The organism is Gemella bergeri ATCC 700627 (assembly GCF_000469465.1).
GTDB lineage: Bacteria > Bacillota > Bacilli > Staphylococcales > Gemellaceae > Gemella > Gemella bergeri.
The window spans coordinates 30,486-43,219 of record NZ_KI271855.1 but is presented as its reverse complement, the minus strand read 5'-3'; the positions used below and the strand labels follow the sequence as shown (position 1 = coordinate 43,219).

General features: G+C 28.1%; 12 protein-coding genes. 2 read left to right on the top strand and 10 right to left on the bottom strand.

The features are described 5' to 3' along the window. Nucleotides 1-122 precede the first annotated feature (122 nt). The gene (locus HMPREF1983_RS05405) at nt 123-884 is read right to left on the bottom strand and encodes a hypothetical protein (protein ID WP_021753283.1); all 762 of its coding nucleotides are present in this window, start codon (nt 882-884) and stop codon (nt 123-125) included. A 15-nt stretch (nt 885-899) separates the two neighbouring features. Next, nucleotides 900-1,586, bottom strand: coding sequence for a 2,3-diphosphoglycerate-dependent phosphoglycerate mutase (gpmA, locus tag HMPREF1983_RS05400; RefSeq protein ID WP_021753282.1), 687 nt, complete (start codon nt 1,584-1,586; stop codon nt 900-902). A gap of 521 nt (nt 1,587-2,107) precedes the next feature. On the opposite strand from gpmA, the gene HMPREF1983_RS05395 reads away from it, so the two are divergent. Next, complete coding sequence (locus HMPREF1983_RS05395) at nt 2,108-2,737, top strand: helix-turn-helix domain-containing protein (RefSeq protein WP_021753280.1); 630 nt, start codon at nt 2,108-2,110, stop codon at nt 2,735-2,737. Between the two features lie 53 nt (nt 2,738-2,790). Here the strand turns inward: HMPREF1983_RS05395 and prmC are convergent, their stop codons facing one another. The 4 genes from prmC to HMPREF1983_RS05375 form a co-directional block, all read right to left on the bottom strand. Next, entirely contained in the window at nt 2,791-3,630 is an 840-nt protein-coding gene (prmC, locus tag HMPREF1983_RS05390) for a peptide chain release factor N(5)-glutamine methyltransferase (RefSeq protein WP_021753279.1), read from the bottom strand. After that, complete coding sequence (gene prfA / locus HMPREF1983_RS05385; RefSeq protein WP_040461112.1) at nt 3,630-4,718, bottom strand: peptide chain release factor 1; 1,089 nt, start codon at nt 4,716-4,718, stop codon at nt 3,630-3,632. Before prfA ends, prmC begins: the two co-directional genes overlap by 1 nt. Nucleotides 4,719-4,731: 13 nt before the next feature. Then, a complete protein-coding gene (locus HMPREF1983_RS05380) occupies nt 4,732-5,310 on the bottom strand; it encodes a thymidine kinase (RefSeq protein ID WP_021753277.1) in 579 nt (192 codons plus the stop codon). Nucleotides 5,311-5,422: 112 nt separating this feature from the next. After that, complete coding sequence (locus HMPREF1983_RS05375; RefSeq protein WP_003145327.1) at nt 5,423-5,668, bottom strand: type B 50S ribosomal protein L31; 246 nt, start codon at nt 5,666-5,668, stop codon at nt 5,423-5,425. A gap of 399 nt (nt 5,669-6,067) precedes the next feature. Here HMPREF1983_RS05375 and HMPREF1983_RS05370 point away from each other — a divergent pair, with 399 nt between their 5' ends. Continuing rightward, a complete protein-coding gene (locus tag HMPREF1983_RS05370; protein ID WP_021753276.1) occupies nt 6,068-7,309 on the top strand; it encodes an aminotransferase class I/II-fold pyridoxal phosphate-dependent enzyme in 1,242 nt (413 codons plus the stop codon). 206 nt (nt 7,310-7,515) lie between these two features. Here HMPREF1983_RS05370 and HMPREF1983_RS05365 read toward each other — a convergent pair whose 3' ends face one another. The 4 genes from HMPREF1983_RS05365 to cydD form a co-directional block, all read right to left on the bottom strand. Further along, nucleotides 7,516-8,589, bottom strand: coding sequence for a hypothetical protein (locus tag HMPREF1983_RS05365; protein WP_021753275.1), 1,074 nt, complete (start codon nt 8,587-8,589; stop codon nt 7,516-7,518). Between the two features lie 345 nt (nt 8,590-8,934). Then, entirely contained in the window at nt 8,935-9,099 is a 165-nt protein-coding gene (locus HMPREF1983_RS07810) for a hypothetical protein (RefSeq protein WP_021753274.1), read from the bottom strand. 184 nt (nt 9,100-9,283) lie between these two features. Then, entirely contained in the window at nt 9,284-11,029 is a 1,746-nt protein-coding gene (gene cydC, locus HMPREF1983_RS05360; protein WP_021753273.1) for a thiol reductant ABC exporter subunit CydC, read from the bottom strand. After that, the gene (cydD, locus tag HMPREF1983_RS05355; protein ID WP_021753272.1) at nt 11,016-12,731 is read right to left on the bottom strand and encodes a thiol reductant ABC exporter subunit CydD; all 1,716 of its coding nucleotides are present in this window, start codon (nt 12,729-12,731) and stop codon (nt 11,016-11,018) included. Before cydD ends, cydC begins: the two co-directional genes overlap by 14 nt. Nucleotides 12,732-12,734: the final 3 nt, after the last annotated feature.

Genomic DNA, 12,734 nt, shown 5'->3' with positions numbered 1-12,734 from the left:
TCTCATGCCCCGTATTTGACACAGAGCCTCATTTTTTTCATGCTCGTATTTATTATACAACAAAAATTTATACAAAGCACGATTTTTTCATGCTTCATATAATTATATACCTCTTTAGGTTATTACATTTTTTCTAATTCTCTAGCTATTCTATCTATTTCATTGATATTTAAAAAATTATTTGCTATATAAGTTCCTTTTTTTTCTTCTATAGAACGCATAACAGCATTAGTCATTAAATCCGTAAAAATTTTAACTCTAGTTACTTTATTTTTAACTTCATCTATCTTAGAATAATCTGTAATTTCTGCCGATAAATTTTTAAAATAAGAAATTTCTGAATTTACATTCTCTTTTATAGTATTAAATTGCTTTATTTTTTCGCTGATATCACGATTATTATTCAGATCTGTTTCAATAGTACCTGCCAACTCATCAAATCTAATTAAATTTTTCGAAAAATTTAAAATTTTACCTTTCATAAAAGATTCAGAGTATTTTGTTTTATAAATTGAATAATTCTTATCCGTAGCATTTTTAGTGTTAAATGATACCATATTGCCATTTTTTGAAATAATTTCCACATTAAAATCTTTACCATCAAATTCATTAGCTGATAATTTATCTCCGGAAATTTGTTTTCCTGAAAGTGAATTAAGTTTTAAAGATTTAATAATTGTATTGAATCCTTCATTATTAATAATTTCTTCATTAGAATAAATTATTAGCTTATTATCATTAACATTAAATTCCACTTTTTCTAAATCTGATATAGTTACAGAATTTGTAATATTTTCTAATTGTTCTTTTGAAAAGTTTCCCTTATTAGTGCAACCTTGCAAAGTAAATGCAACTGCTATTAATATTAATATATATTTTTTCATAACTTATTTTTGAAATTAGAACAATTCCGGTGCTGATATAATGTTGAGATTTTCGTCAATTTCAAATATCAAAGGTGTTCCAGTTGGTAAATTCAAATCTAATATTTTCTCATCTGAAATATTTAATAAATATTTAATTAATGCTCTTAGACTGTTACCATGTGCTGAAATAAGAACATTTTTTCCATCTTTAATCTGTTTAGAAATATCACTCTCCCAATATGGCAATACGCGATCAATAGTAAGTTTTAAACTTTCGCCTGTTGGGATTTCATCAACCGGAATATCTTTATATCTATCAATATTGCCGGGATACATTTCACTAGTTTTATCTACTTGTGGTGGAGCTACATCAAAACTTCTTCTCCAAATATGAACCTGCTCAGCACCATATTTTTCTGCTGTTTCCGCTTTATTTAATCCTTGTAAAGCACCGTAATGTCTTTCATTTAAACGCCAACTTTTATACACCGGAATCCATAATAAATCCAATTCTTCTAAAAATAAGTTTAACGTTTTAATTGCACGTTTCTGATATGAAGTATACGCTACATCAAAAGTTAAACCTAATTTTTTTAATGTTTGACCACCTTTTATAGCCTCTTGTCTACCTTTTTCTGTAATATCTACATCAACCCAGCCCGTAAATTTATTTTCAAGATTCCACTGGCTTTCACCGTGTCTTGTTAATACTAATTTCATTAAGAAACCTCCTAGTTATAATTTATATTCACATTATACAACACTTTAAATAATTAGTACATACTTTAAAATGTAAAAAATATGTGTAAACGTTGTAACAGGGTTTCAAATGATTTATTCATAGTAAATAAGATATTTAAAACAATAAATTCACTTTTTTATAAATTTATAAAATTTATTCATTTTTCCGTAATTATAAATAAAGTTTTCCTTATATTCTATCTATGTGTATATTTCTTTCTTTTAACTATTTTTAATTTATTTTTTTCAAAAAAAGTAAATACTTTTGCCAACATAACCAATATAATCAACCAATATAAAAACATAATATTACCTCTTTTCTTAAATACGTAAAACTTAATTTTCCCTTGCATATATATAATATCATACGGAAAACCAAATTTCAACTATAAAATTCATATTTCTTTATTTTTTTAGAAAAAATTTTCTTAATATCCTTGATTTTAGATACGGTTTACTTTATAATTAAGTAAAGTATTATAAAGAATGGATAGATTTTTATGACTACAATATTTAGCAAACGATTTAAACAATGTCTTAAAGAAAAAAATATAAAGCAGGCTGCGCTCGCACGTGATACACAAATCACCCCCTCTTCTATTAGTGATTGGAAAAAGGGAAAATATATACCTAAACGTGATAAACTTATAATTATAGCTGACTATCTTAATGTAAATCCTGATTGGTTGATTGGTGATTCTGAAGATACAAAAATTGAAATTGAGAATTTTGATGAAGAATATGAAGATATTATAGATAATACTTTAAAACTGCCTATACTTGGTTCTATTTGTGCCGGAAGCGGTATATATGCAGACGAAGAATATGATGATCATATCTTTATTGATCAAAGTATGCGTGCAGATTTTGCTCTTCGTGTTGAAGGTGACAGCATGATTGAAGCCGGTATCTTAGATGGTGATATAGTTTTTATAAAAAAAACTCCTACTGTAAGAAATGGTAAGATTGCCGCTGTTTTGCTAAAAGAATGGAATGAAGCATCGTTAAAAAAAGTATTTATTACATCTGAAAATGTAATTTTACAACCTTGTAATTCTTCATATGAACCTATAGTTACACGTAATGTTGAAATTATCGGTGAATGTGTTGGTGTTTATCGAGAATTATAAATAAATAGGAATTAACTTTAGTTCTAATTTATAAAGTTAATTCCTATTTACTTTTATTTATACAATATCGCTATACGATCACGTCCGTTAATATCTTTTAGTATCTGAATGCGATAATTATCCCGTTTTGCTAAGTGCGTTATCTTATCTTTTTGATTATAACCTATTTCAAAAAATATTACCCCTTGATCCGTTAAATATTGGCTTGCCTGCTCAATAATTTTTCTATAAAAATACATTCCATCTTCTTCTGCAAATAGTGCTAAATGTGGATCAAAATTTAATACATCTTTTTTTAGTGTTATTTTGTCTGAATATGCTATATATGGTGGATTTGATACAATAATATCAAACTTATCCTTTATTTTTTCAAACAAATCAGAATTAATAAATTTAACATCGCTTTTTAAGTTTGTAGAATTTAACCGTGCAACACTAAGTGCTTCACTACTTATATCACTTCCTATTACACTTATTATGCGTTCAGATATTTCTTTTTGTAAAGTTATTGCTATAATGCCACTTCCGGTACAAAGATCTAATATTTTTATATTATATAATTTTTGTTTTTTCACATAGTCTATAACTTTCTCCACCAGTTCTTCTGTTTCCATTCGAGGTGAAAGGACATCGCTAGTAACTTTAAATTTTCTATTATAAAAATATTCAAAACCGGTTAAATGGCTTAGTGGTGTATCTTCCGCTATGTGTTTATTAATAAGATTAAAATATTCTTCTTCAGTTTTTTTATCTAATTCACTTGATATTTCTTTATTAAATGTACTACTATTCTCATCTACTAAATACATTAATAAAAATCGCGCTAAACTTTCTTCTTTGGCATGCTTTCTTAAAAGAAAACAAGCCTTCGTCATAGCTTGTCTTCTTTTCATTATAGTTCTTCACCTTTATTTAATTCTGCCATTTTTTCAGCTTGTTCTGCTATTCGAAGTGCTTCTAATATTTCATCAAGCTTACCTTCCATTATTTGATCAAGTTTTTGAATAGTTAAACCTATTCTATGATCTGTAACTCTATTTTGTGGATAATTATATGTTCTAATACGTTCTGAACGATCTCCCGTTCCAACTTTAGATTTTCGTTCAGCATCAAATTTCGCTTGTTCTTCTTGTTGATATTTATCGTAAACACGAGCACGCAAAACTTTCATTGCTTTTTCTTTATTTTTAATCTGTGAACGCTCATCTTGCATGGATACTACAACACCGGTTGGAATATGTGTTAAACGTACGGCTGACATTGTTGTATTAACAGATTGTCCCCCCGCTCCGCTCGAAGCAAATGTATCAACACGAATATCATTTTCATTAATTTCTACTTCAACTTCCTCTGCTTCCGGTAATACTACTACTGTAGCAGTTGATGTATGAATACGTCCGCTTGATTCTGTTGTTGGAACACGTTGTACACGATGTGCACCACTCTCGAATTTCATCTTAGAATATACATCTTCACCGGAAATAATAAAAATCGCCTCTTTAATACCGCCAATACCTGTTTCAGAACGTTCTAAAATATCAACTTTCCAACCTTGCGATTCCGCAAAACGTGTGTACATACGTAGCAAATCTCCAGCAAATAATTGTGCTTCATCTCCACCTGCTGCACCCCGAACCTCCACGACAACATTTTTACCATCATTTGGATCTTTTGGTAATAATAATATTTTTAACTCTTCTTCCATTGGTGCAAGCGTTGGTTCCAATTCTTTGATTTCTTCTTGCATCATTTCTTTCATTTCTTCATCTGCTTCAATTTCAAGTAGCTCTTTCGTATCAGCAATTTGTTGAACTATATTTTTATATTCTCTAAATACCGATACTGTTTTTTCAATAGAGCGTTGTTCTTTTGAATATTCCATTAATTTTTTTGTATCACTTACAATATCAGGATCACTTAACAATTCATTAAGTTTTTCATAGCGTTCTTCTACTATCTCTAATTGACTTAATATTTCCATCATTTTCTCCTTATTATTTTTCTATCTCGTGACAATGACGACATCTAGCCTCATATGATTCACTAGCACCAATTACTACAACCGGATCATCGTAACGTGCCGGTTTACCGTTTATCAAACGTTGACTTCGGCTAGCTTCTTTCCCGCATTTATTACACACAGCATGTAATTTTGTCACCATTTCGCTTATAGCCATAATTTCCGGCATTGGATAAAAAGGTTCTGCTTTAAAGTCCATATCAAGACCGGCTACAATAACCCTAATACCGTCATCAGCTAATTTATTTATTATTTCTACTATTGATTTATCAAAAAATTGTATTTCATCAACACCTATAATATCATATTTTTCATCTTTTATGTAGTCAAAAATTTCTTCTGCTTTATCAATGCTGATTGATTTATAGCTATTTCCATTATGAGTAGATACCTTATTTTCTTCATATCTGTTGTCAATGCTAGGTTTAAATAATAAAACTTTTTGCTTAGCTATAACTCCTCGTTTTATTCTTCTTAACAATTCTTCAGATTTTCCTGAAAACATACTTCCACAAATACATTCTATCCAACCAAATTTTCTATTTTCCACCATATTATAATCTCCTACTGCAATATATTTTATTGCATAATATAAAAGTAGTTTAGCTAATCATATACATAGAATAAAAACAGACAATCCAAAAAGAAATGCCTGTTTTTTAATCTTACTTGATACCGTATTTTTTGTTGAAACGTTCGATACGACCATCTGCTTGAGCAAAACGTTGACGTCCTGTATAAAATGGATGTGTATCTGAACTAATCTCAACTTTCAATAATGGGTACGTATTTCCATCTTCCCACTCTATAGTTTCTTTAGATGGTTTTGTTGAACCGCTTAAAAATTTGAAACCACTAGTAGTGTCCATGAATACAACTTTACGGTAATCCGGATGAATTCCTTCTCTCATTATTATCTTCTCCTTCTGCCCTGAACACTTTGAATATGAACAGAGTTATTTTTAAGTGAGTTAATCACATACCTATTTATTATAAATAATCCTTCTAAAAAAATCAAGTCATTTTACTAAGAAATATAACTTTTTTTGATGATTTTTAATTATATAATATATTGAAAAATGAAATTTTCTATTTAAAATATTAAAATATGGAAAAAATAATGAAAAATAACAAAAACAGTATAATTATCACAAAAAGCAAATTAATTTTTCTTGTAAGAAAAACCATTATTTTTTTAAGTATTAAAGAATTAAAATATTTGTAATTAAACTTTTTAAATTTTATAATTTTACTTTAACGTTTTATTAATAAATATGATATAATGATTATATTAATTTAGGAGGTTTTTTATGTCATTTTTTTCCACACTGGGTCAAAATTTAATTTTACCCAAAGACGTACTTATTCAATCAAAAGAAACAGCAGCAGTTAAAGGTGCTGTTAATGCTACTATAGGGATAGCTACCAAAAATAAAAAAGCTATTGGATTAGATAAAATAGATGAAATTATTAGTGAAATAAATAAAACTGAATACCTACCATACTCTCCCACATCGGGGCTTCCTAAGCTTCGAGAGCTTTGGAAGAAAAAAATCTTAAAAGATAATAATACTTTAGATGAAAAGTATTTATCACTTCCAATGGTAACAACCGGGATTACCCAGGGTATTGATACAGTCGCCAATCTTTTTAGCGAAAAAGGTGATGCTCTTTTGCTGCCAAATCTATTCTGGCAAAACTATGCACAAATATATTCCGTAAAATTAGAAAATAAAATCTATAGATACACCCAATTCAATAATAAAAACAATTTTAATCTGGAAAATTTTGAGGAAATTTTATATTCTATAAAAGAAAATAAAATTTCAATAATTTTAAATTTTCCTAATAATCCAACGGGATATACCCCTTCCATTAATGAATTATATTCATTGGTTAATATTATAGATTCTTTTGCTAAAAAAAATCCTACTAAACAACTTATAATTATTTCTGATGATGCTTATTTTGGTTTATTTTTTGAAAAAAATCACAAAAATTCTTCATTAAGCTTTACTGCTAAACTTTCTGATAATGAAAACTGTCTTGTTATAAAATTAGACGGAATAACTAAAGAATTTTATAGCTGGGGGCTACGTATAGGATTTATCACTTATTATACAAAAGATTCCAATCTGAAAAATATTATTTTAGAAAAAACTCAAGGATATTTACGTAGCACAACTTCATCCCCTACTAATTTATCACAGCAAATAGCTATTCGTTTATTAACAAGTTCAGCAGCTATAGACCAAAAAATAAAAAACGATAAACTTATTGAAGAACGTTACAATATACTAAAAGAAACAATAGCGGATCAAAAACTAGAAAATGAGGTAACTATTCTACCTTTTAATTCCGGTTATTTTTTCACTATAAAAATGCCGGATAATATTAACGCCCATGAATTTAGATTGAAATTTTTACATGAGTATAAGTACGGAGTTTATTCAATGGATGATAGACATATTCGTATTGCGTTTTCTTGTTTGGATAAAGAGATTATTCCCGATTTAATTAAGAAATTCAAAGAGTGTGTTATAAACTTTTAAAAAATAATCAATAAAATTTTTATTCACTTTACAAAACCGAACCAAATTTTAATCATAAAATCTTTGATTTAATATAATTTAATTGGTTATATAATAAATTATATGAATGATAAAATGCCAAGCAACACTGCGTTGCTTAGCATTTTATCATTATTTTTCTCATACCTCGTATTTGACACAGAGCCTATTTTCTCATTTCTTTTATCTTAATTCTTTTTTTCTACTTTTACAAAATCCCAAATTTTAGCTATATCATCTACACTCTTATTTACTTTGGAAGTATTTTTTTCTGTTTTTCCATTTATATTATAACAATCATACACGTTGTATAAAACTATATCTCCATCCATATTTTCATATACCATTTTAAGGATGTGTTTTCCATCTTTGTTCTTATCACTTGAAATATTATGATATATTAATTCTTTTATATCTTTAGGATATTGTTGATAAAGTACATCTGTTTCTTTATCATTTTTAGGTTTTTTACCATCCCATAAAACACGAGCAATTGTTTTATCTTCTACAAATTTTACAGCACCCGGATCAATATATCCACCTATCTTTAATGATTTACCAATTTTTGTTAATTCATTTCCCATATAATAAACTTCATCGTCTTTTGCGATAATATAACTTCCTTGAATATCTTTAGCGTTATCTATTACCTTTTCAAATTTTTTATCAAATTTCTTATTATAAACTGTACCATCTTTTGTAAGAGCTAAAAACCAATAATTAGATATGCTAGATGAAACCTTAACTACATCTTTTATATCATCAATTTTAGTAAATTCTTTATATGTTTTATCAAAACCGTTGAATTTTTCTTTACCAAATGAATATAAATTACCGTCTTTATCCACAGCAACAATACCTAAATTATATGGAGTTGAACTTACAATATTCCCTCCCAGTTTTTTAGGTTCATTTAAGTGACCACCATTTATACTGTCAACACCCTCTATATATAAATCGTTGTTTTTGTCAATCCAAGCATGTCCAGAAACAAGATCTTTTACATTTTCTAAAAACTTAGTCGGTTTATCAACATCAACAGTTTCTTTGCTAAAGGCCAATCCTCCACCTATGTAATACGCATTCCCTTTGTTGGTAAGTACGGAAATTCTGGAACTATCCACTCTATATGTTTCTACTTGTTCTGCTCCTCCCGATGAACTTTTATTTGAATCACTACCCGATTTTCCACATCCTGTAATGATAGATAAACACATTACTGCAATAATAAAAGCTACAATACCTTTTTTAATTTTTCTCATTTTAACATCTCCTCTTTTGTTTTTTATATTATCTTTCGCCTTTAGAAGTTACCCCTAATAACTTCTATCCAGTCAGTTTTAAGTTTATAACCCTATCGGACTATGTAATAATTATAAACTCAGACTTTACTTGCTACAGAATTTCTAAAAAATTCTCTTTAAAAATCTAAGCAAAAAGGCAAAAAATTCAGAATATTTAACTAAAAGCATTGTATCATAATTTCAATAAAAAATCAACTTTTTTTATATTCGTATAGTCCCAAGTTTTCTTAATTAATTTTCAAAGCAAATTCAAGTTTCACTGTAATAACTAACTTTGTATCCACAGTTTTTATAACTTGAATATTAAGCTTTTTTCATTATAAATTTTATCGTTTCATTGAACAAATTTTTTGTTATTTCTTGAATAGTATCAACTGTTGAAATGACATATTTTTTAATTAAATATATAATGATATTTATTTTTATTTCTATCAATAATCTTATATGACAAACTTTTTCTATTGCCATAATAATGGTCTCTTATCCTATATAATTTTTAAAATTTTTTAATATTTTTAAACAAAATATTAAAAAATCCAAGAAATAAGTTTTTTACAACTTTTTCTTGAATTTTCTTTATTTTTAAACCAATTTCATTATATTCTTGTACTTCGTATTACTACAGAACTATTTAATTTAAAGGTCTATATATCTATTTTATATTATCCATATCGTACAATTTACGATATTTTTCATTCGTGCTATATAGCTTTTCATGTGTACCATCCATTTCTACACATCCATCTTTAATAAATATTATTCTATCCATGTATTCAATAGAATTTAGATGATGTGTAATCCACACTATTGTTTTATCTTTACTTGTTTCAAAAATTGTTTTTAATAATTCATGTTCTGTTTTTGGATCAAGTCCAACAGTAGGTTCATCAAGTAATAGTAATTCATTATTTTGAATAATACTACGTGCAAAAGCTATACGTTGTCTTTCCCCGCCTGAAAATCTACTACCCGTTTCAAAAACATTTGTATCAATACCTTCCGATAGGCTATCAATTAATGATGTTAATTGTGCTTTGTCCAAACTCTCAATTATTTTTTCGTTAACTTCCTTATCGCTTAATACAATATCATCATTATCAAGTAATGATAACTTTAAATTTTCTTTAATTGTCATATCGAACAAATATGGTTTTTGATTTAAAAGCGAAATTTCTGTACCTAATAATTTTTCACTTGGTACTTTATTCAATATTGAAATATTTCCTGTATAATCCGTATATGTTCCTGTCAACAATTTAATAAGTGTTGATTTTCCTACACCACTTCGCCCTAATATTGCAACTTTTTCTCCTTTTTTTATAGAAAGCGAAATATTATTTAAAATTGTTTTTCCATTTTCATATTCAAAACTTACATTTTCAATATCGATAATATTATTTTCTTTATTATTTTTTGTAGCTATTGTATCTAATGTTTTTTCTTCTTGTGCGTAGAACTCTTTAACTCGATTAATCGATACTTCATATCCCGGCATATGTGAGATCGCCTCACCTGTCATAACAGCAACACTCATTACAGATAGTGCCATCATACAAAATGAAGCTATGTAAACATTTTCTATCGTATCATTTAATGTCATGTTCCAGCAACTGTAAATCACAAAAAATACAGTAAAACCCGCTAATAAGTTAACAATATTTTCTCTAAAATGAACGAACGCCTTTATCTTTGCTTCTCGTTTAAGAAGTCGTGATTCTTTTTCTTGGTAGTCAATCATAAAATCTTTTATTTTATTTGATGAGATCCAGTCACTTATTCCAAATACCGCACTTGTAAAATTACGATATAAATCATATTTCGCTTTTTTCATTATGTGGAAATTATTACGTGTGAATATAAGTGATACAAATGGCACAACAAAGATGATAAACAATCCGAATAGTGTAGCGATTATAGCATAACTCATATCATAACCAAACATTACTGTCACAAAAATCACATACAATATAAGTGAGATAACACTGGGGAAAATAGTCTTTAAATAAATATTTTGTAAATGTTCTATATCCTCCGATATAATTCCTAATAAATCACCTGATTTATATTCTTTTTTTAATTTTAGTGCTTGTGGCTCTAATATTTTATATACCCTACTTCTCATTTTTTCAATAATACCCAGCACTAAGTTATGACTTAATAGTCGTTGCACATAAGCAAATGTAGATTGTGATAGTGAAAAGGTTCTTGTTAATACTGTTGGCACTTGTAACATCAGTATATTTCCTAAACGTAATGATGACTTACTGATAAGAAATCCTGATACATACATTAGTGCTGCACCACTAACCACAGAAAACATACCTAGTAGAACTACGGCGCTCATCATTTTTTTGTTGTGTTTGATTTCAGCTCTAATAATAGAATTATTTTTCACCATAGCCACCTCCTACTAAATTTTCTTTTAATTTATTATATCTATCACTTGCTTTAAAATCAGAAATCTTTTCATAATCTGCCACTTTTCCACTATCTAAATGAACGATATAATCTGTATTATTTAACCAATGCAATCTATGCGTTGCTATAATAACCGTACGTTCTTTAAATAATTCAAGCAATTTTTCTTTTATCTCAAATTCGGTTTCAATATCTAAATGACTTGTCGGTTCATCAAGAATAATAATTTCTCTATCACTAATTAAAGCACGTGCTATTGCTACACGTTGTGCTTGTCCACCGCTTAATTCTTGTCCGGCTTCTCCGATTAAAGTGTCATATTTATCTGGTAATGCATTAATAAAGCTATCCAATCCTACTATATTGCACACCTGTTCTAAGCGTTTATCACTTATATCTTCATCTGTATAAAATAGAATATTGTTACGTATTGTATCAGGGAAAATATATGGAAATTGCGAAATATATGAAATTTTTGATGCCCATTGTATATCGGTAAGTTTTATTTCCTCATTATTAATACGAAGTACTCCCGTAGTTTGACTATTAAAACCGGCTAAAATAGAAATAAGAGATGTCTTACCACTACCGCTTTGTCCTACAAGGCACACCCTATCTCCTTTATTAATCGTTAATGATATATTATTTAAAATAGCTTTGTCATCTTTTTGTAAACTAATATTTTCCAATGAAATATTTTTAACATTTGAAATATTAATTTTTTCTTCTTTATTTTCTATATTTTTTATTATCATACGATGAATATCTTCATATGCCATTTGACCATCTAATGTTGCATGGTAATCTGTAGCAGCTTGTTTCATCGGCAGAAAAAATTCCGGTGCTATCAATAAAACTGTTAACGACGGCAATAACACTGTACTACCATCAAGCAAAAGTATTCCCAATCTTACAGCAAGCAGCGCAATAGCAATAGTGGTTAAAAAATCCAACGCAAAACTATTTAAAAATGCCACGGTTAATGTTTTCATCGTACTTTGACGATATTCGCTATTTTTTTTCTCCATGATAGGTAAATAATTTTTACTAATACCTAAAAATTTTAAAGTTTCTATTCCTCTAACAGTATCTATAAAATTATTTGATAAAGCACGATATTTTTTATATTGTCTATTAGCCATATCTCGAGCATTAATACCAAGCAAAATCATAAAGATTACAATTACCGGTATTACCGATATTATCATAAGTGCAGATACATAATCGGTGTAAAATATAAATATTACTATAAGAGCAGGTATAATACTGCCACGTAACTTTTTGGATACATTAAGCTCAAAATATTGTTTTACTTTGCCGATCCCATCAATAGCTAAAGTAACTAATTTACCCGAACCCTCTCTTGTTGTAAACTCAGGTCCTAAATTAAAATAACTGCTTAATAATTCTTTACGCAGTTTTTTTTCAAATTCAATAGCGTGTTTTTCCGTCACATACTGCTCCAAATGTAAAAACAGTGTTCTAAATATATATCCCATTAAAAAAAATATACTATCTCTTAATACATTATCAAATTTTTTATCAAACAATCCTACGATAGCCTTAGCTAAAAAAGCAGCCTGTATAATAATACAAACTGCTTCTAATGTTGATAATACTAATAATGTCAATGTAAGACTTTTTTTAACAGGAAGTTTCAACTTTGCTTCCTTTTTCTTCATCAA